This window comes from Luteimonas changyuni (assembly GCF_039548395.1).
GTDB lineage: Bacteria > Pseudomonadota > Gammaproteobacteria > Xanthomonadales > Xanthomonadaceae > Luteimonas.
The window spans coordinates 45,540-64,714 of sequence record NZ_JBCLUZ010000011.1 but is presented as its reverse complement, the minus strand read 5'-3'; the positions used below and the strand labels follow the sequence as shown (position 1 = coordinate 64,714).

The following is a 19,175-nucleotide window of genomic DNA, read 5'->3' as shown; positions in this document are numbered from 1 at the left end:
CGCGCCCTGACCTGGGTCAACGCGGAAGCGATCAGGAACTTGCGAAGCATGTCTTGTCTTCCAAATGCGGGCTGACCCCAGCTAGTGCGGAAGACTTGAAAGCCAGGCCGCCAGCGCGTCGACGCTGGCCGGATCCAGGTTGCGGGCGGCCCCGATCATCACGAAGTCGGTCGTCAGGGTGGTGTGCTTGCCTTCCTGGTATTCCGCGATCCGGGTCTTGAGATAGTCCTCGCGCTGGCCCCGCAGCGACGGATAGGCGGCATAGGGCGTGAATCCGCCGGCGTCCACGGACTGTGCTCCGGGGTGGCCGCGGGCATCGCCGCCATGGCAGGCCTGGCAGGGCGGGATGCCGGCGGCCGGATCCCCGTGCAGGTAGAGCTGTTCGCCGCGCGCAAGCAGCGCCGGATCCGGTGATGCCTCGGTCCCATCGTCGGCTGCGGCTTCTTCGGCCTCCGCGGGTTCGGGCGGGCTGCCCGCGGCGGGAAGGCCTGCGTAATACAGCGACAGGTCGCGCATGTCCTGTTCGCTGAGTTCCTCCACGGCAACGGCCATCACCGTGTCGCCGAAGCCGGCGTCCTTGAACTTGCGCAGCTGCCAGTACATGTAGTCGGCCTTCTGCCCGGCGATGTCCGGGTAGATGGGAACGATCGAGATGCCGTCCTGGCCGTGGCAGGCGGTGCAGAGTTCGGAGCGGCTCTCGCCGCGCGCGGGGTCGCCGGTGATCGGCGTGATCCGCCGCAGGTCGAAATAGCCGGGGTCCGGCGGGACGTTGAACCGGGGATCCTCGACCGCGGCCTCGTCCTCGACCGCGGCCCCGGTCTCCTCGGCGGCCTGGTCCTGCGCGGCGGTTCCGAACGCGGCGGCGAGCGCCGCGACCGTGCCCAGCGCCAGCGTGAAGGCCCTTGCGCGGCGGTTCACAGCTTCACCTCGAGCATCGCGCCCACCATGTTCACCGAATAGTCGGACGGGCCGCTGTCCAGGTAGACGCGGTTCGAGGTCACCAGGCTCTGGTCAAGGCCGAAGTAGTGCCAGTCCGCCATGCGCCCGGTCTCGTAGGTGTCGAACAGCCGCAGGCCGACGCGCTCACTGATCGGAATCGCCCACGACAGGGTGAAGGTGTTGGTCCGGTGCACCATCGGCGCGAAGCCGTTGCCCGCGGCCGCGGCCATGGCCGGGTAGGCCAGTGCATCGGGGGAGTTGAAGCGATAGCCGGTCTGGCCGCGCGAGTCGGCGTAGTTCCAGCCGAGCTCGAGGTGGCTGCGGTCGAATTGGCGGCTGAAGTTGATACCGGCGTAGTAGTTGCGCTGATCGTCGTCGACCCACCAGCGGCCGGCGTCGATGTAGCTGTCGCCCCCAAGATTGGGGTCGTTGCCGAACACGGCGATCTCGTTGATGTTGGCCATGCCGAGTTCGGACCGGTCGTAGCCGAGGAAGACGTTGGCCGTGGTCCGCTCGTCGGGCTGCCAGTCCCAGGACAGGCTGGCACCCAGGCTGTCGTAGTCCTGGCGGCCGAACTCGGCGTCGTAGTCGTTCCAGTCGCCGCGCAGCGTGCCCGACAGGGTGTGGTTGCGCGGCAGGGCCAGGGTGGTGATCAGGGTCGCCTTGTGCTGCTTGCGACCGCCGACGTCGTATTTGCGCAGCTCGGCAAGGGTATGCGGCCAGATGTTGCCGTCGTCGACGAATCCGGGCAGGTCCATCGAGTAGGTGAAATGGTAGGGGTCGTAGTTGTAGTCGCGCCCCTTGCGATCAAGATAGGAATAGTTGGCGCGCAGGGTCACGTCGTCGATCGCGCGGCTGCTCCAGGTGAGCTTGGCCAGCGTGTCCTCCTGGCGCGCGACTTCGCGGTGATCGCGGTCGGTACGCGTGAAGCTGAGGAACGCGCCCAGCGTGTTCTTGTCGTTCACCCGCCAGTCGACGCCGAAGCTGCCTTCAAGAATGTCCTTGTCCAGCGGCAGGTTGCGTATCCGCGTGATGACGCTTGGGAACAGCTCGGGATCCCAGACGCCCATTTCCAGCGGCACCGAGCTGCCCTGGGCGCCGTTCTCGGCGATATAGCCGTACTGGCCGGTCAGCGGGTTGTAGGCGAAGTAGTCGCCCTTGTAGTCCTGGCGGTGGAACTTGAGGTTGCCCTGCACGGTCACGCGCTCGGCCGGGCGCATGACCAGGCGGGCGTTGACCAGACTGCTGTCGATGCTGAGGTCGGCGCTGCGCTGCGACAGCGCGGCGGTCGTGTTCCAGTCGGAGCAGTTGAAAGCGAACGGCGGCACCGTCAGGCCGAACTGGTCGCCGCTGGCGCAGTTCATCGGCGGCAGCAGCTTGTCGTCCTGTCGCGATGTCGAGAACGAGGCGGTCACGGAGAACTGGCCGTTGCCCTCGAGTTTGCGCGTCGCGGTCGCCTTGAGGTTGTGGTAATCGTTCTCGGGCTCGTAGGCGAATTCGCCCAGGGTCAGCGGGTAGTTGCCGAAGCCCGGCACCAGCGAAGGGAACCCGAACGGCACTTCGTAGCTGAAGCGGCGGTTGCCGGTGCGGAACATCGAGCCGCTGTAGCCGACGTCGAAGTTCCATTCGTTGCCGGCGTAGCGCAGGCCACCGTTGACGTTGAAGGTGCTGTCGTCGATCGGGCGCGGGGTTTCGTACACGCCACCGGAACCCGGGAAGATGAAGGCGAAGAAGAACGCGCCGCCGAACGGGCGCGCGCCCTCGCGCTGCTCATGGCTGGCGCCGAAATAGGCGGTGAGCTGACGGCTGAACATGTAGCTGCCGGACATGCCGAACTTGTCGCGCACCACCTTGAGCACCTGCGGCATGGCAGCTGCGGAAACCGCGCCGACTTCGGCATGGGTGCTGCCCGCTGGCGTCAGGCCGGGTTTCAGCGCCAGGTAATCGCTGCCAACGCCGTCCCAGATCGAACGCGCCGCGCCGCTGGTGACGTTGGGCTGGCTGCGTGCAAAAGCTTCGAGGCGGTAGTGGCCGGCGCGGCCCCAGGTTGCCTTGATGAACTGGTTGTCGGAGTTGACGCGGGCGCCGCGGATTCCGGCGTGGCTGCCGTCGGCCGGGCGGGTATACGCCAGTGCCAGGCGGGCGACCAGCCCGTCGGACCAGTTGTTGAAGCGCAGCCAGTTGGTGTTGCGCTCGTCATTGATGTCGATGTAGCCGATGCCCAGGGCGCCGGAGAACAGCCAGCCGCCGGAAAGCTCGCGCGGCTGGCCGAAGTCGGGGACGCAGGGGTACAGGTGGCCGCTTGGCGTGCGCTTGCGCTCGGCGCTGAGCCAGCTCATGCCGTCGGCGTTGCAACCGTACTGCGCCATGCCGTCGGGATCGATGGCGTTGCCAAGCTGCAGGTCGACGCCGGCGCCGCTGTCCTGGGCAAACGCGGGGAAGGCGAACGTGCCGAGCAGGGCAAGGCAAAGCGGGTGGTGGCGTGCGATGCGGCGGTTACCTGGGTTCATGTCAGACCTCCTGCGCGTCGATGCCGCTATTTGTGCAGCCGTGGGCCCGAGGGATGGTTGGATCCGTGCACCTGGGAGTGGCAGCTGATGCAGCCGCGCGCAATCAGGCGTTCATCCGCTCCGGGCTGGCCGGCCAGCGAGGTGCCGGTGTGCAGGTCGTTGGGATGGCGCACGTGCGAATGGCACTGCTGGCACAGGAAGGGCACCGGCGCTACCAGCAGCGCCTGCTGGTTGGAGCCGTGCGGGGTGTGGCAGTTCAGGCAGCTGTCGCGCACTGGCGCGTGCTCGAACAGCATCGGCCCGCGCTTCTCGGCATGGCACTGGTAGCAGGTCTCGTTGACCGTATCGGTCTTGAGCAGGCTGGCGTTGATGGTGCCGTGCGGGTTGTGGCAGTCGGCGCAGCTCATCTGGCCTTCGGGTAGCGGCATGTGCGAACGGCGATTGAACTGCTGGCGCACGTCCTGGTGGCATCCGGCGCAGGTTTCGCTGATCGATGGCTTGGCCAGCAGCCCCTCCGACGAGAACTTCGCCATGGGGTTGTGGCAGTCGCTGCACGACAGGTCGTTGCGCTGGTGCACCGAGCCCGCCCACTGGTCGCGCTGGCCGCCGGAGTGGCAGCCGAGGCAGCTCGTGGCCTGGGTGGCGACATCGGTGCCGCCGTCCTTGGTGAAGGCGATGATCGAGCCGGGCGTGGTGGGCGATTCGATGTGGCGCGATCCGCCGCCGTGGCAGGATTCGCAGGTGGCGGTGCCGGGATCGGCGGCCAGCGCGGCGTTCATGCCCAAGGCGTGGATGGTGTGCGCAAAGTTCGCGGTCTCCTGCGTGTGGCAGGCGGTGCAGACCGTCTCGCCCACGGCACGCGCATCCGGGCTGTCCGGATTGTGCGCGACCGGGGCGTTGGCGAAACCCGGGGCGGCGTTGAAGCCGTGCGGCGATACCGGCTGCTCGCTTCCGAAATGCGTCGAAGGCAGGCTGCTTTTGGGAGCCTGTTGTGCCGCGACCGGTGCCAGGAAACCGGCGCCAAGCAGGACGGCCGCGGCGAGTGCCAACAGACTTCCGATGAAAACCCGCATCGCCCTTTCTCTCCCTTTGGCTGGCCCGACTTGAAATCGGCTGGCGTGTAACCGGCGTTACAGGAGTGTTGTCTGACGTTCAGCTTTCGTCAAGCTGCACTGCACATCAACTCAGCGGGGGAGGGCGCCGCGAAGGAACATATGGGCAGCGGACCGCGCCTCGGCGCATACCGCCGAGTGATCCGCGGGCGTGCGCATGCCGTTGATGCTGCGGATGATCGTGCCGCCGAAGACCATCATGTAGAACTGGTTCGCAGCCTCAGCGGGGCATTCGACCGCCAGCGTTCCCGCCTTCGCCTGGCGGGCGAAATAATCCGCCAGGCGAGCATGCGCGGGCTCCACGCCATGCTCGAAGAACCAGTCGCGCAGCTCCGGAAAGGCGAGGCCTTCGCCGATGATGATGCGGTGGCTGACGGTGCGCTCCGGTGACAGCATTTCCACGGAGAGGCGCTCGGCAGCGGCCGGCAGCGCGTCGGCGGGCGTGAGGCCGGGGTCGTCGAGGATGTCGAGGCCTTCGCCGAAGGAGCGGATGCTGCGCTCCATGACCGCGTGTGCCAGGCCCTCCTTGTCACCGAAGGCGGCATAGAGCGTGGACAGCGAACCACCTGCGCGGGTCACGATGTCCGACAGGCGGGCGTTGCGGTAGCCCTTTTCCATGAAGACTTCGGTGGCTACTTCGAGGAAGCGGTCAGCGCGGTCTTTCGCGCGTCCCGTTGGCCGGTCCGGCCGGGGCTTGCGGCCCGGGACCTGCGCCACGTCGTCGGAGGGCGGGGGTGGTGGATTGGTCATGGTCCTGCTCCGGTCGCCATGCCTAGGCCAGCGCGATCCGGATCGCCGCGGCGGCGGCGAGTGGGGCCAGGACGATCGCGGCCACCAGCCCCGCGGCCAGCAGCAAGAGGCCGCCCATGGGGTCGAATCCCTGCGCCGCGGCGGTGACGCTGCCGGCACCGAACACCAGCACCGGCACGTACAGCGGCAGCGCCAGCAGCGCGACCAGGATCCCGGAGCGGCGCATGCCCACGGTGAGCGCGGCGACCACCGCGCCGAGCAGCGCCAGCAGGGGCGTGCCCAGCGCAAGGGCCGCGAACAGCACCGGCCAGTGCTCGCGTGGCAGGGCCATCAGCTCCGCCAGCAGCGGCATGGCGATCAGCAGCGGCAGCGCCGTGGTCGCCCAGTGCGTGGTCACGCGCACCAGCACCAGCCAGGCCAGCGGCACCGGCGCCAGCAGCCATTGTTCAAGCGAACCATCCTCGGCGTCGCCGCGGAACAGGGTGTCCAGCGCGAGCAGCCCGGACAGCAGCACCGCCACCCACAGCGCGCCCGGTGCAACCCGCGCCAGCATCACCCGGTCATTGCCCAGCGCCAGCGCGAACAGTACGAGGACCAGCAGTGCGAACAGCGCCGGCTGCAGGGCATCGCCGCGCCTGCGCCACAGCAGCTGCAGGTCACGGGTGGCGAGCGCGCGCGCGGCCGACCACATCACGACGGCCGCTCCAGCACCAGCAGCCGGGTGCGCACCGGTGGCGCGGCATAGGCACCGTGGGTGGTGACCATGGCCCCGCCGCCTTCGCGCAGGTGCGCCTGCACCATCCGGTTCACCAGTTCGATGCCTTCCAGATCGAGGTTGGCGTAGGGCTCGTCCATCAGCCACAGCGGCGCCGGCGACAGCCACAGTCGCGCCAGCGACAGGCGCTTGCGCTGGCCGGCCGACATCTGGCGCGCGAGCGCGTCCTCGTAGCCGGCCAGGCCGACGGTCGCCATCGCGTCTTCCAGCGACATGCCCGGGCGGCTGCCGTGCAGGCCGCAGAGGAAGCGCAGGTTCTCCAGTGCGCTGAGGTCGGCCTTCTGCCCGGGCAGGTGGCCGAGGTAGCCGATCACCCGCGCGCGCAGCGCCGGGAGCGCGGGCTGGCCCTGGAACCGGATCGCGCCGCCGTCGGCGTGCAGCAGTCCGGCCAGCACCTTGAGCAGGGTGGTCTTGCCGGCGCCGTTGTCGCCCTGGACCAGCAGCGCCTCTCCGGTCCCCACCTCGAAATCGACCGGGCCGAACACCGGCATCTCGTTGCGCGTGAAGCGCAGGGCCTGTGCGGAAAGTAGCGCGGGTGCTGGGCTGGCGGCTGGGGGCATCGTGCGGTACGGGCCGCGACGGCGACCGGGGCCGCTATTCTAGCCAGTCGACCGCGGCTTCGGGTCCGGGCCGTGCCGGCCGTTTCGCCTGCATGCGCAGGCGCACCGGATCGCCGCGCAGCCACCACAGGGCACCGAGCTGGCCGAAGCGCTGGGCGAGGGCGTCGAGTTCGTCGCTGCCGATGTCGAAGATCACCCAGCCGGGTTCGCGCCAGCTGCGGTTGGTCGCGGAGGAGAATGCGGGCAGGTGCTCCAGGCCACGATCGGTGAGTTCGGCCTCGAGTACGGCATCCTCGAGCCGGTTGGAGGCTTCGGCGCGCGGCTGCGAAAACGGATTCCAGGCCGACAGCAGCGCGAAGCTCCGCACCCCGGGATGCAGCAGCTCGAGCCCCGGCGCCGGCAGGCCGACGCGGATGTCGTGCCAGTCACCATCGCGCGCCCAGCGGTATTCCGCCTGCAGGTACGCGGCGGCAAGGCGCTCGGCGTCGGCGTCGGAGACGGGAGGCAGGGGCTTCGACATATCCCGGATTTAACGCCAGTCGGAGGCCTGCGTAAACTCGCGTCTCACCGGCAGCGGCCGGATGCGGAGGACATGCGGATGCCGGGTACAAAACTCCCGAAGGTGGGGACGACCATTTTCACCGTGATGTCGCAGCTCGCGGCGGAGCACGGTGCCGTGAACCTCGGGCAGGGCTTCCCCGATTTCGATGTTCCGGCGCGCCTGGTCGATGCCGTCGACCGCGCGATGCGCGCCGGACACAACCAGTACCCGCCGATGACCGGCGTGGCCGCGCTGCGCGAGGCGATCGCCGACAAGACCGCGGCGCTGTACGGGTATCGCCCGGACCCGGACGCCGAGGTCACGGTGACCAGCGGCGCCACCGAGGCGATCTTCAACGCCGTCCACGCCGTGGTCCGCGCCGGCGACGAAGTGGTGGTGCTGGACCCGGCCTACGACTGCTACGAGCCGGCGATCGACCTTGCCGGCGGGCGCGCCGTGCACGTGCCGCTCGACCCGGCCACGTTCGCCCCCGACTGGGCGCGGGTGCGATCCGCGATCGGCCCGAAGACGCGCATGCTGATCGTCAACTCGCCGCACAACCCCTCCGGCGCGATGCTCGACGCCGACGACATGGCCGAGCTTGCCGCCATCGTCGAGGACAGCGGCGTCTGGCTCATTTCCGACGAGGTCTACGAGCACATCGTCTTCGACGGCGCGCGCCACGAGTCGGCGCTGCGCTGGCCGGCGCTGCGCGCGCGCGCCTTCGTGGTGTCGAGCTTCGGCAAAACCTACCACTGCACCGGCTGGAAGCTCGGCTACTGCATCGCACCGCCGGGGCTGTCGCTCGAGTTCCGCAAGGTGCACCAGTACAACGTGTTCTGCAGCTTCGCGCCGGCGCAGCATGCGTTCGCGGAGATGCTGCGCGAGGAGCCGGAGCACTACCTCGGACTGGGGGCCTTCTACCAGTCAAGGCGCGACGCGTTCCGCCAACAGCTGCTGGGCACGCGGCTGCGGCCGCTGCCGGTGCCCGGCGGCTACTTCCAGCTGGTCGACTACTCCGAAGTCAGCGACCTTGCGGACGTCGAGTTCTGCCGCTGGCTGACCATCGAGCACGGCGTCGCCTCGATCCCGCTGTCGCCGTTCTATGAAACCCCGCCGCCCGGGCAGCGCCTGGCACGGCTGTGCTTCGCCAAGACGCAGTCCACGCTGGATGCAGCCATCGAGCGCCTCACCCACCTGTAGGAGCAGCTACAGCTGCGACCGCGACGCCGCCCCGCGGCCATCGTCGCCCGCGGCGTCCGGGCAGACTAAGATCGGGCCATGGACAACCTGCGCATTTCCCTGGTCCAGGGCGAAACGCTCTGGCACGACCCCGCCGGCAACCGTGAGTACTACGGCGGCCTGATCGCATCGCTGCGCGGCATCACCGACCTGGTGCTGCTGCCGGAAACCTTCACCAGCGGCTTCAGCAACGATGCCATCGACCAGGCCGAAGGCATGGACGGGCCGACCGTGCAGTGGATGCGCGACCAGGCCGCGACGCTGGGCGCGGTGGTAAGCGGCAGCGTGCAGCTGCGCGACGGCGGCGATGTCTACAACCGCATGATCTGGGCCGCGCCCGACGGCGGCCTGCAGCACTACGACAAGCGCCACCTGTTCACCTATGCGCGCGAACACGAGCGCTACGCCGCCGGCCGCGACCGCCTGGTGGTGGAGCTCAGGGGCTGGCGGATCAATCCGCTGGTCTGCTACGATCTGCGTTTCCCGGTGTTCGCGCGCAACACGCTCGACGCCGATGGCCGGCCCGCCTTCGACCTGCAGCTGTACGTGGCCAACTGGCCCGCCGCGCGCGCCTATGCCTGGAAGACGCTGCTGCGCGCGCGCGCGATCGAGAACCTCTGTTACGTGGCCGGCCTGAACCGCGTGGGGCGCGACGGCAACGGCCTGGCCTACAGCGGCGACAGCGCGGTGATCGACTTCCTGGGTGCACCGCTCAGCGAATGCGCCGACGAGGAGGTCGTGGTGACCACGACCCTCCTTGCCGACACGCTGGCTGCCCATCGCGAACACTTCCCGGCGCTGCTCGACGGCGACGCCTTCAGCCTCGCGACCGGCTGACCTTTTTCAGGCGCCGCGTCGCCCGCCGCCGCCGCCGCCGCGGGGGCCGCGATTGCCGCCCGGACCCGCACCCGCGGGGCGACCGCCGCCCGGGCGTCCACCCGCGGGGCGTCCAGCGCCAGGCTTGCCACCACCGGGCCTGCCGGCGCCGCCCGGCTTGCCGCCGGGCCTGCCCGCACCGCCAGCTCCACCGGGCCGTCCAGCGCGACCTGCGCCCGGGCCACGGGGGCCGGCACCCGGCGTTGCGTGATCGGAGGGGAACGACGGTGCCTTGCCATACGGATTCCCCGCGCGGGCGGGTCTTCCCGCGCCACCCGGGCGTCCGCCGCCGGCCGGCTTGCGGCCAGCGGGCTTGCCTGCGCCCGGGCCGGCGTTGCGGTGCCCGGTCGGGCCGGTGTCGACGCCATCGGGCACGTACCAGCTGCGGAACGCGGCCGGGTTGCCCTCGGGCAGGGCGCGCTTGTCCTTGCGCTGCTTGAGCGGATTGTTCGACTGTCGCGCGGCTGCCTCGCCGGTGACCGTGAGGCCGCCGGATGGCTTGCGCGGTCCGCCGCCACGACGGCCGCGGTCCTCGCGCACGTTGTCGAAGCGCCGCAGCTCGCGGCCTTCGTCGGCCGTGCTGTGGCCACCGACGTAGCCCTGGCTGCGGTGCTCGCCACCCACCTGCACGGTGGACTTGGCCGCCCGGCGCTGGCCGATCACCGGCAGCAGGGTCAGTGCGGCCGGTGCGCCATCCTCGAGCCCGAGCTTGCTGCGCAGGGCCTGGACCTTGTCATCCACCAGCTCCTGCGACTGCCCGCGCAGCAGCGGCTGCGGCAGCTCGACCGGTCCGTAGCGGACGCGCTTGAGGCGGCTGACCTGGCAGCCCTGCGACTCCCACAGGCGGCGCACTTCCCGATTGCGGCCTTCCTTCAGCAGCACCTGGAACCACTCGTTGGAGTCAGTGCCGCCGATGCGCTTGATCTCGTCGAACTTCGCCGGACCGTCGTCCAGCGCGACGCCGCGCTTGAGCACGTCGACGATGCTTTCCGGCACCGTCTCCTGGCCTTCGGGCGCACGCACGCGGCAGACGTACTCGCGCTCGATCTCGAACGAGGGATGCATCATCGCGTTGGCCAGCTCGCCGTCGGTGGTGAGCAGCAGCAGGCCGGTGGTGTTGATGTCCAGGCGGCCGATCGCGATCCAGCGCGCGCCCTTCAGCGCGGGCAGCGAATCGAAGATCGTGGGCCGGCCCTCGGGATCCTCGCGCGTGGTGACTTCGCCCTCGGGCTTGTTGTAGAGCAGCACGCGCGCCGGCTCGGTCAGCGCGCTGGCAACGAAGCTGCGGCCGTCGAGGTCGACGCGGTCACCGCCGCCGATGCTCATGCCGACCTGGGCGACCTCGCCATTGACCTTGACCAGGCCCTCGGCGATGCGCTGTTCCAGCGCGCGGCGCGAGCCCAGGCCCGCCTGTGCGAGCACCTTGTGCAGGCGCTCCTCCATGCGCGGGGCGTCGGCCGTGGTGGCGGTGTCGGTGGTGCGCTTGAGCGACAGCTTGCGGCCGCCCGTCTTGTCTTCGGTCATTCCTGTTCCACTCCGATGCTGTCGCCGTCAACGGCGAGGGCATCTTCTTGTTGTGCCGCGTCTTGCGGCAGGGAGGATGCAGATCCAGTGGAGTCCACGGTGTCTGCGTCTGGTTCGGTTGGGGTTTCTGTTTCAAGTTCGATGTCGCCGACCGGCATCGCGCCGTCGTCGTCGTTTGCTTCCGGTTCGAAGCGCAGCTGCGGCTCGAGTTCGCCGAAATCCTTCAGCTCCGACAGCGGCGGCAGTTCGTCCAGGCGCTTGAGGCCGAAATAGTCGAGGAAGCCCTTGGTGGTGCCGAGGAGCTCGGGCCGGCCCGGCATGTCGCGGTGGCCGACGACGCGGATCCACTCGCGCTCTTCCAGCGCCTTGATGATGTTGCTGTTGGTGGCGACGCCGCGGACCTGTTCGATCTCGCCGCGGGTGATCGGCTGGCGGTAGGCGATCAGGGCCAGGGTCTCGAGCGTGGCGCGGGTATATTTCACCTGGCGCTCGGTCCAGAGCCGCGCGACCCAGGCGTGGACGTCGGCCTGCACCTGGTAGCGCCAGCCCGAAGCGACCTCGACCAGCTCCACGCCGCGCCCGGCGGATTCATCCTGAAGCGCCGCGAGCGCCTGCGCCACGGCGCCTTCCGGCGCGGGCTCGTCCAGCGGGAACAGGCCGTTGAGCTGCACCACGGTCAGCGGCTGGCTGCTGGCCAGCAGCGCGGCCTCGACGATGCGTTTGATCAGTTGTGGATCCATGTGCGTCCTGTTGCGGAATGCGATGTGTCAGCGCGCCGGGGCGCCGTTGTTCGCGGCGGTGCCTTCGTCGTCGAACTCGCTGGACAACTCCAGCGGCCGGTCGTCCTCGCGGACCAGGGCCAGCGATTTGACGTAGATCGGACCAAGGGCTTCCTCCTGCACCACCTCCAGCAGCTGCTCCTTGGCGAGCTCGAGGATCGACAGGAAGGTGACCACCACGCCGAGCCGGCCTTCGCGCGCTTCGAACAGCTGCTCGAAGCGGTGGAAGGCGCCATCCTCCAGGCGGGCGAGGAGTTCGCCCATGCGCTGGCGCACGCTCAGTGCCTCGCGCTTGATGGCGTGGCCGGTGAACAGCTCGGCGCGCTTGAGCACGTCGTGCAGGGCCATCAGCATTTCGCGCAGGTCCACCGCTGGCGGCAGCCGCACTTCGGCGCGCTCGGGGACGTGCGCGCTGGCAACGCTGGTGTCACGGTCCAGGCGCGGAAGGGTGTCGATGTCCTCGGCAGCCTGTTTGAAGCGCTCGTACTCCTGCAGCCGGCGGACCAGGTCGGCGCGCGGGTCGTCCTCGAGGCCTTCATCCGCCGGAGGCCGCGGCAGCAGCATCCGCGACTTGATCTCGGCCAGGATCGCGGCCATGACCAGGTATTCGGCCGCCAGTTCGAATCGCAGCTCCTGCATCACGTCGATGTAGGCGACGTACTGGCGGGTGATCTCGGCCACCGGTATGTCGAGGATCTCGAGGTTCTGGCGGCGGATCAGGTACAGCAGCAGGTCGAGCGGACCCTCGAAGGCTTCGAGGATGACCTCGAGCGCGTCCGGCGGGATGTACAGGTCCTGCGGCACCTGCAGCAGGGGCTGGCCATGCACCATCGCCAGCGGCATTTCCTGCTGCAGCGGACGGCTCCCGGACGCAGGGGCGTCGGGCGCTGACATGGCGGCGGTGTCTGAACCGGCTTGGGTCATCGGGTCGCGGCCCCCTCCGGGCCACTGGAACTGTGGGACGTCACGCACCCGGTCCTGATATGGAACCGCGGAATACGTCTGTGCAGCGAAAGCCGCGGGTAGTGCAGCCTGACCACTCCACCCGGGCGCGACGGCAGGACCGTGGCGGCGCGTGGTGGCAGTGAAGTCGTGGGCGGGCCGGTGGGGGCAGGACGGGCCGGGATCGCACCGCCCCTGCGTTCCTGCAACCGGAACCGCGGCTCAGGGTACGGGCAGGCAATATCGATTGTCCAGCCCAGAGGGGCCGCGGCTTCATCGCCGGTTGCGGCTAGGATGGCGGCCATTGCCGCGAGTGGAGCGAGTTCGATGTGGTATGCGATCGAAGGGCGTGACGGTGCCGACGTGCTGGACAGGCGTGCCGCCGCGCGCGAAGCGCACCTTGCGCGCCTGCACGCGCTGCGCGACGAAGGCCGCCTGCTGCTGGCCGGCCCGTGTCCGGCAATCGATTCCGAAGACCCGGGCCCGGCCGGTTTCACCGGCAGCATCGTAATCGCGGGCTTCGAGTCGCTCGAGGAGGCGCGGGCCTGGGCCGATGCCGATCCCTATGTCGCCGCCGGCGTCTACGCGAGCGTCGAAGTGCGCCCGTTCCGGCGCGTGCTGCCCTGAGCAGCCGCCGCGTGCGCATGGTCGCCTGCGCGGGCCGCCGGATCGGAAAGCCGCCGCGGCGCAGCATGCGCGGCCTTTGCGGTAGCTGGATGTAAACGTTTACATTTGATCCGTCCAGCACAGGCAAGGGTCGATGGCGGTCACGATCAAGGACGTCGCGCGCGAATCCGGGGTGTCGGTGGCGACCGTGTCGCGCGCCATCAACGGCCACGACAACGTCGCCCCGGCGGTGCGCGAGCGCGTACTCCGGGTGGCGCGGGAGCTCGACTATGCCCCGCACCAGGCCGCGCGAGCGCTCAGCAGCCGGCGCACGCACACCGTGGGCGTGGTGCTGCCCGACCTGCACGGCGAGTTCTTCTCCGAGCTGATCCGCGGCATCGGCCAGGTGGCGCGCGCCAACGGCCTGCACCTGCTGGTATCCAGCGACCATGGCGAGCCGACGGAGCAGGGCGCGGCGCTGCAGGCGATGCGCGGCCGCGTCGACGGCGTGCTGGTGATGGCGCCGACCGACGAAGGCTCGCGGTTCCTGGCCCGTCATCTCACCCCCGCGCTGCCCGCCGTGCTGATCAACACCGTCGACCCCGGGGGCACCCGGCCGGCCGTGGGCGTGGACGGCTACGGCGGCGCGCGGACGATGGTCCGGCACCTGGTTGCCAGCGGCCATCGCCGGATCGCCTTCGTGTCCGGGCCTGCCGACAACCACGATGCCCGCGAACGCCGGCGCGGCTACGAGGACGAGCTGGCCGCGAGCCTTCCCGGCAGTACGCCACACGTGCTGGAAGGAGACTTCAGTGAAGCGTCCGGGCTCCATGCCGCCGGCCGGCTGCTTGCCGGCGCCAGCCGTCCCGACGCCGTGTTCGCGGCCAACGACGCGATGGCGGTCGGCTGCATGCGCGGACTCGTCGATGCCGGCGTGGCGGTGCCGGCCGACATCGCGCTCGCAGGCTTCGACGATATTCCCTTGGCACGCCATCTCCAGCCTGCGCTCACCACCATGCGGGTGGACATCGCCGAGCTGGGGGGCAGGGCGCTGGAGGCGCTGCTCGAGCATCTGTTGACCGGTTCCGGGGCCGCGGAGCCGGCTGCGGCACCGGCTGCGCTGTCGCCCCGCCTGATCGTGCGCGCGTCCACCGCGACCGCGCGTATTCACGCCGTCGCCCGCGACGGTTCCTGAACATCCGGAGACGGCGGCTATCGCCGGTCGCTCATCGTAGACCGCCCTGGGAGGGGACACACCATGACATCGAACCACAACCACCCGCGGAGCCGACACCCGGTCATTTCACCGCGGCGCAGCCTGCTGTGCTGCGCGCTTGCGGCTGCGATGCTGCTGTCCGCGCCGGCCCTTGCCCAATCGACCGCCGCGACGCTGCGCGGCCAGGTCCTGGTCGATTCGGCTCCCGCGACAGAAGCCACGGTGACGGCCACCAATACCGCGACCGGCCTGACGCGCAGCGTTGAGGCCAGCAACGGCAGCTACAGCCTGGCCGGCCTGCCGCCGGGGCCGTACCGGGTCGACGTGGTCGCCGGTGGCGACACCAGCAGCCAGGAGGTGTCCCTGCGCATCGGCCAGACGGCGACCCTGGACCTGCAGGCGGGTGGCCTGGCCGAAGCCGCCCCGTCAGGCGAAGCGACGGAGTTCGACACCGTCGTGGTCACCGCTCCGCCCATGGTTGAAATGCGCACCTCCGAAGTCGCGACCTACGTGTCGCAGCGGCAGATCGAAGCGCTGCCCCAGGCGTCGCGCAACTTCCTCGCCTTCGCCGACACGGTGCCGGGCATGATTTTCGAAACCGGCTCCGATGGCTCCAGCAAGCTGCGCGGCGGATCCCAGAGCTCGAACGGCATCAATGTCTTCATCGACGGCGTGGGCCAGAAGAACTATGTGCTGAAGGGCGGTGTCAGTGGCCAGGATTCCAGCAGCGGAAGTCCGTTCCCGCAGCTCGCCATCGGCGAGTACAAGGTCATCACCTCGAACTACAAGGCCGAGTACGACCAGATCAGCAGCGCCGCGGTCACCGCGGTGACGCGCTCGGGCGGCAACGAGTTTGAAGGCAGCTTCTTCCGCGACTACACCTCCGACAGCTGGCGCTCGCGAACCCTGCGCGAAGAGGCGGACGGCGCGAAGGTGCCTTCGAGCGAGGAGCAGTACGGCGCCGCGTTCAGCGGTCCGATCATCCAGGACCGGCTGTTTTTCTTCGTCACCTACGAGGCCAAGGAGATCGACCGCCCGCGCGACGTCCGCATCGGGGATACCGCGTTCAATCCCGCGCACCTGACGCCGGAGCTCGCGGCGAACCTCGGGTCGTACATCGCCCCGTTCCAGCAGGACATGTATTTCGGCAAGCTCACCTGGTATGCCAACGACGACCACATGGTCGATCTGTCGGTCAGGCGCCGCGACGAAGAGGAGCTGCAGGGGATCGGCGACGGCCCGAACACGCCGTCGTACGGCTCCAGCAAGATCAACGACAGCACCCGCATCGACCTGCGCTGGCAGTGGACGGGTGACGACTGGTTGAACGACTTCCACCTGACGTCCGAGGACGACTACTGGAGCCCGCGGCCGATCACGATCGGCCCGGGCCTGGACATCCGCAACACCCTGGTCAACCAGGTCGATGGCAGCACCATACTCAACCTCGGCGGTGGCCGCGATTACCAGAACAAGGGGCAGAAAGGCTATTCGCTGCAGAACGATTTCACGTTCACCGGATTCGAGGCGCACACGCTCAAGGCCGGCATCAAGTTGAAGTCCGTGGATGTCGAATCACTGGAGCAGCAGCCCTACAACGCCCAGTACCGGGTGGACTACTACGAGAACCTGGAAGCGGGACGCACCAGCGTCGATGCGTTCGTGCCCTGGCGGGTGGAATTCGGGGCGCCACTCGGCGGCGAGGACCGCGCGGTGAAGTCGAACAACAGGCAGTTCGGCATCTACCTGCAGGACGACTGGCAGGTGAACGACAAGCTGATCCTCAACATGGGACTCCGCTACGACTACGAGGAGACGCCGGCGTTCGAGGACTTCGTCACTCCCGCCGATCTTGCGGCTGCGCTCAGGGCATGGCCCAACCTGCAGGGCCCGAACGTGGACTACGACATCGAGGACTACATCAGCAACGGTCGCAACCGGAAGCCGGACAAGGACAACTGGGCGCCGCGGCTGGGATTCTCGTATGACCTCTTCGCCGACCAGCGCCACGTGCTGTTCGGCGGCATCGGGCGGTCCTATGACCGCAACCTGTTCGACTACCTGGCGTTGGAACAGACCAAGAACACCTTTCCCGGCTACACCTGGTTCTTCGATACGCCGGACCATGACTGCTCGGCAGCCGGGCCGACCTGCCTGGAATGGGATCCGTCCTACTACGACATCCAGAACCTCTACTCGCTGGTCGCCGACAGCCCCAACCTGGGCGCCGAGGTCAACCTGATCAACAACGACCTCGAGACGCCGTATTCGGACCAGCTCAGCATCGGCATCCGCAACAGCTTCACGCTCGGCGGCCGGGACTGGAACACGTCGACCACGCTGGCCCACGTGCGCAGCTACGAGGGCATCCTGTTCACCCTGGGCAACCGCTGGCCGGACGGCAGCTTCCGCGACCCCGCCAATCCGGACGCGACCTGGGGCGGCCAGCCCTGGGGCCAGCCGATCCCGGGCTACGGCACCTTGATCATCGCCGACAACGGCATCGAGACGAAGTTGAACTCGCTGCTGTTCTCGCTCGACAAACCATTCACCCGTGATTCGCCCTGGAGCGTCACCGTCGCGTACACATACAGCGACGCGAAGGAGAACCGCTTCAATGCGGCCAATGCGGACGAGCACTACCTCTTCGATAGCCCCGACCTTGACGGGCAGCGGTTCCTGACCGCGGTCGGCGTCCCGAAGCACCGCCTGGTCGCGACCGGCATCGCGGAGTGGGCGGGCGTCACTTTCTCCAGCAAGCTGACCCTGGCGAGCCCGTCGCCAAAGGATTCGGTCAACTGCTACAACGTCGACGTTCCCGGCAACTGCTACTTCGACGAGTTCATCCCCGATGGTTCGATCGGGTTCAAGCAGTTCGACGTCGCCATCCAGAAGGTGTGGGAGACCGGGACCGACATCAGGTTCCGTGTCCGCGGCGACTTCATCAACGTGTTCAACTGGCAGAACCACCTCGACTACAACACCGGCCGCGGCGACCCTGGAAATCCGAACCCCGAGTTCGGCCGGCGCAGCGGCAACGGCACCGTGTGGCCACCGAGGATGTTCAAACTGTCCCTTGGCTTCGACTGGTAGGAGCCGATCAAGGCAATGCGAGCTGTCAGATTCCATCGTTTGAAATGTGTGCTGCCTTTGCTTGCCGTCCTGCTGTTTGCAGGCTGCGGGCGGGAGGCGCCGGAGTCCGAGGTATCACCTCCGCGGCCGGGGCCGATCGAGGAGGTGGTGGTGACCGCGCCGCCTCCCGATGCCGTGGCGCCGGCGGCGGCCGGGCAGCTGCCGCCGCTGTTCGACGACATCGAGAAACGCACCTTCCAGTTCTTCTGGGACACCACCGACGAGCGCAACGGCATGACGCCCGACCGCTTCCCGTCGCGGCCCTTCGCAAGCGTGGCGGCAATCGGCTTCGCGCTGACGGCGTACCCGATCGGGATCGAGAACGGCTGGATCAGCCGGCGGCAGGCGGTGGACCGGACCCTGCTGACGCTGGAGTTCCTGCTCGAGTCGCCCCAGGGGCCGGAAGAGACCGGCACCATCGGCCATCGCGGATTTTTCTACCATTTCCTCGACATGCGTACCGGGCATCGCTACGAGCCCTGGGTGGAGCTGTCGAGCGTCGACACCGGGCTGATGATGCTTGGCGTGCTGTTCGCGCAGAGCTACTACGACGGCGACGGCCCGCGCGAGCAGCGGATCCGCGAGGTCGCCGACGAGCTTTACCGGCGCATCGAGTGGCCCTGGCTGCAGCAGCGGCCGCCGCTGATCTCGATGGGCTGGTATCCGGAACGCGGCTTCATCGAGCATGACTGGACCGGCTACGACGAGGCGATGCTGGTCTACATCCTGGCGCTGGCCTCGCCCACGCACCCGATCGGGCCCGAGGCGTGGGACGCGTGGACACGGACCTACGACGACAGCTGGGGCATTTTCCAGGGCCAGGAATACCTCAGCTTCGCACCGCAGTTCGGCCACCAGTACACGCACGCCTGGATCGACTTCCGCGGCATCCGCGACGCCTACATGCGCGGCCGCGGCATCGACTATTTCGAGAATTCGAGGCGTGCGACCTACGCCCAGCGCTCGTACGCGATCGAGAACCCGATGGGCTGGAAAGGCTATGGAGCCGATGTCTGGGGTTTGACCGCCAGCGACGGGCCGCAGCGAACCGACGAGCTATACCAGGGCGTGGTGCGCGAGTTCCGCCACTACAGCGCGCGCGGTGCCGGCATCGCGGTCGCGTTCGACGACGGCACCATCGCACCGACGGCCGCGATCGCCTCTCTGCCCTTCGCGCCCGAACTGGTGGTCCCGGCCACCCTGGCGCTGGTGGAGCAGCACGGCGACTACCTGTATTCAAGCTACGGCTTCCTGGATTCGTTCAATCCCAGCTTCGAGTACGACATCCCGCTGAAGACCGGACGCATCGTGCCGGGCAAGGGCTGGGTGGCCAGCGACTACATCGGCATCGACCAGGGGCCGATCCTGATCGGGATCGCGAACCACCGGCGCGAGTTCGTGTGGAACGTGATGAAGCGCAATCCCTATATCCGCGCAGGCCTGGAGCGCGCGGGCTTCACCGGCGGCTGGCTGGCGGAGCTGCAGGCGCAGGATGAGGAGGAGGCCCGGGAGGACGCGGAGGCGCGGGCGCTTGAAGCGTCGGACACCGACAGCGCGAAAGCCACGGGCGCAGGCGCGGCGGGCCGCAGCGCTGCGGATTCCGGTGCGGGCGTGGAAAGCCGCCGCGATGTGCCGGCGCGCGCGCCACCTTCGCCGCCCGCGGACTGACCG

General features: G+C 68.7%; 15 protein-coding genes and 1 pseudogene. 6 read left to right on the top strand and 10 right to left on the bottom strand.

What is annotated here, in order from left to right:
- Window positions 1-81: 81 nt before the first annotated feature.
- From WCD84_RS06465 to WCD84_RS06435, 7 genes are all read right to left on the bottom strand, one after another.
- Window positions 82-918, bottom strand: a complete 837-nt coding sequence (locus WCD84_RS06465) for a c-type cytochrome (protein WP_343254416.1) — start codon at window positions 916-918, stop codon at window positions 82-84.
- A complete protein-coding gene (locus WCD84_RS06460; protein ID WP_343280809.1) occupies window positions 915-3,449 on the bottom strand; it encodes an MtrB/PioB family outer membrane beta-barrel protein in 2,535 nt (844 codons plus the stop codon). Before WCD84_RS06460 ends, WCD84_RS06465 begins: the two co-directional genes overlap by 4 nt.
- 26 nt (window positions 3,450-3,475) lie before the next feature.
- Window positions 3,476-4,522, bottom strand: a complete 1,047-nt coding sequence (locus WCD84_RS06455; protein WP_343254414.1) for a DmsE family decaheme c-type cytochrome — start codon at window positions 4,520-4,522, stop codon at window positions 3,476-3,478.
- Between the two features lie 111 nt (window positions 4,523-4,633).
- Window positions 4,634-5,311: a TetR/AcrR family transcriptional regulator gene (locus WCD84_RS06450; RefSeq protein WP_343280808.1), complete on the bottom strand. Its 678-nt coding sequence runs from the start codon at window positions 5,309-5,311 to the stop codon at window positions 4,634-4,636.
- A gap of 22 nt (window positions 5,312-5,333) precedes the next feature.
- On the bottom strand, window positions 5,334-6,002 hold the full coding sequence (gene ccmB, locus WCD84_RS06445) for a heme exporter protein CcmB (RefSeq protein WP_343280842.1): 669 nt from the start codon (window positions 6,000-6,002) through the stop codon (window positions 5,334-5,336).
- Window positions 6,002-6,646, bottom strand: coding sequence for a heme ABC exporter ATP-binding protein CcmA (gene ccmA, locus WCD84_RS06440; RefSeq protein WP_343280807.1), 645 nt, complete (start codon window positions 6,644-6,646; stop codon window positions 6,002-6,004). The genes ccmB and ccmA overlap by 1 nt, the downstream gene beginning before the upstream one ends.
- A gap of 34 nt (window positions 6,647-6,680) precedes the next feature.
- On the bottom strand, window positions 6,681-7,166 hold the full coding sequence (locus tag WCD84_RS06435) for a DUF3293 domain-containing protein (protein WP_343280806.1): 486 nt from the start codon (window positions 7,164-7,166) through the stop codon (window positions 6,681-6,683).
- Window positions 7,167-7,244: 78 nt separating this feature from the next.
- Here WCD84_RS06435 and WCD84_RS06430 point away from each other — a divergent pair, with 78 nt between their 5' ends.
- Window positions 7,245-8,390, top strand: a complete 1,146-nt coding sequence (locus WCD84_RS06430) for a pyridoxal phosphate-dependent aminotransferase (RefSeq protein WP_343254410.1) — start codon at window positions 7,245-7,247, stop codon at window positions 8,388-8,390.
- Between the two features lie 78 nt (window positions 8,391-8,468).
- On the top strand, window positions 8,469-9,266 hold the full coding sequence (locus WCD84_RS06425; protein WP_343254409.1) for an amidohydrolase: 798 nt from the start codon (window positions 8,469-8,471) through the stop codon (window positions 9,264-9,266).
- Between the two features lie 6 nt (window positions 9,267-9,272).
- Here the strand turns inward: WCD84_RS06425 and WCD84_RS06420 are convergent, their stop codons facing one another.
- The 3 genes and pseudogenes from WCD84_RS06420 to WCD84_RS06410 form a co-directional block, all read right to left on the bottom strand.
- On the bottom strand, window positions 9,273-10,829 hold the full coding sequence (locus WCD84_RS06420) for a pseudouridine synthase (protein ID WP_343254452.1): 1,557 nt from the start codon (window positions 10,827-10,829) through the stop codon (window positions 9,273-9,275).
- Between the two features lie 190 nt (window positions 10,830-11,019).
- Window positions 11,020-11,569: pseudogene (scpB, locus tag WCD84_RS06415) on the bottom strand (SMC-Scp complex subunit ScpB); the annotation flags it as partial.
- A gap of 27 nt (window positions 11,570-11,596) precedes the next feature.
- Complete coding sequence (locus tag WCD84_RS06410) at window positions 11,597-12,502, bottom strand: segregation and condensation protein A (RefSeq protein ID WP_343254408.1); 906 nt, start codon at window positions 12,500-12,502, stop codon at window positions 11,597-11,599.
- Window positions 12,503-12,877: 375 nt separating this feature from the next.
- Between WCD84_RS06410 and WCD84_RS06405 the strand changes: the two genes are divergently transcribed.
- From WCD84_RS06405 to WCD84_RS06390, 4 genes are all read left to right on the top strand, one after another.
- Window positions 12,878-13,177, top strand: coding sequence for a YciI family protein (locus tag WCD84_RS06405; protein ID WP_343254407.1), 300 nt, complete (start codon window positions 12,878-12,880; stop codon window positions 13,175-13,177).
- A gap of 133 nt (window positions 13,178-13,310) precedes the next feature.
- Window positions 13,311-14,351, top strand: coding sequence for a LacI family DNA-binding transcriptional regulator (locus WCD84_RS06400; RefSeq protein WP_343280805.1), 1,041 nt, complete (start codon window positions 13,311-13,313; stop codon window positions 14,349-14,351).
- Window positions 14,352-14,414: 63 nt separating this feature from the next.
- Window positions 14,415-17,465, top strand: coding sequence for a TonB-dependent receptor (locus WCD84_RS06395; RefSeq protein ID WP_343280804.1), 3,051 nt, complete (start codon window positions 14,415-14,417; stop codon window positions 17,463-17,465).
- A gap of 15 nt (window positions 17,466-17,480) precedes the next feature.
- Window positions 17,481-19,172: a glucoamylase family protein gene (locus tag WCD84_RS06390; protein WP_343280803.1), complete on the top strand. Its 1,692-nt coding sequence runs from the start codon at window positions 17,481-17,483 to the stop codon at window positions 19,170-19,172.
- Window positions 19,173-19,175: the final 3 nt, after the last annotated feature.

Coding starts and splice junctions, on each gene's coding strand:
- WCD84_RS06430 (WP_343254410.1), top strand. CDS start 7,245: ATGCCGGGTACAAAACTCCCGAAGGTGGGGACGACCATTTTCACCGTG.
- WCD84_RS06390 (WP_343280803.1), top strand. CDS start 17,481: ATGCGAGCTGTCAGATTCCATCGTTTGAAATGTGTGCTGCCTTTGCTT.
- ccmA (WP_343280807.1), bottom strand. CDS start 6,646: ATGCCCCCAGCCGCCAGCCCAGCACCCGCGCTACTTTCCGCACAGGCC.
- ccmB (WP_343280842.1), bottom strand. CDS start 6,002: ATGTGGTCGGCCGCGCGCGCGCTCGCCACCCGTGACCTGCAGCTGCTG.
- WCD84_RS06435 (WP_343280806.1), bottom strand. CDS start 7,166: ATGTCGAAGCCCCTGCCTCCCGTCTCCGACGCCGACGCCGAGCGCCTT.
- WCD84_RS06405 (WP_343254407.1), top strand. CDS start 12,878: ATGTGGTATGCGATCGAAGGGCGTGACGGTGCCGACGTGCTGGACAGG.
- WCD84_RS06420 (WP_343254452.1), bottom strand. CDS start 10,829: ATGACCGAAGACAAGACGGGCGGCCGCAAGCTGTCGCTCAAGCGCACC.
- WCD84_RS06400 (WP_343280805.1), top strand. CDS start 13,311: ATGGCGGTCACGATCAAGGACGTCGCGCGCGAATCCGGGGTGTCGGTG.
- WCD84_RS06460 (WP_343280809.1), bottom strand. CDS start 3,449: ATGAACCCAGGTAACCGCCGCATCGCACGCCACCACCCGCTTTGCCTT.
- WCD84_RS06425 (WP_343254409.1), top strand. CDS start 8,469: ATGGACAACCTGCGCATTTCCCTGGTCCAGGGCGAAACGCTCTGGCAC.
- WCD84_RS06455 (WP_343254414.1), bottom strand. CDS start 4,522: ATGCGGGTTTTCATCGGAAGTCTGTTGGCACTCGCCGCGGCCGTCCTG.
- WCD84_RS06410 (WP_343254408.1), bottom strand. CDS start 12,502: ATGTCAGCGCCCGACGCCCCTGCGTCCGGGAGCCGTCCGCTGCAGCAG.
- WCD84_RS06395 (WP_343280804.1), top strand. CDS start 14,415: ATGACATCGAACCACAACCACCCGCGGAGCCGACACCCGGTCATTTCA.
- WCD84_RS06450 (WP_343280808.1), bottom strand. CDS start 5,311: ATGACCAATCCACCACCCCCGCCCTCCGACGACGTGGCGCAGGTCCCG.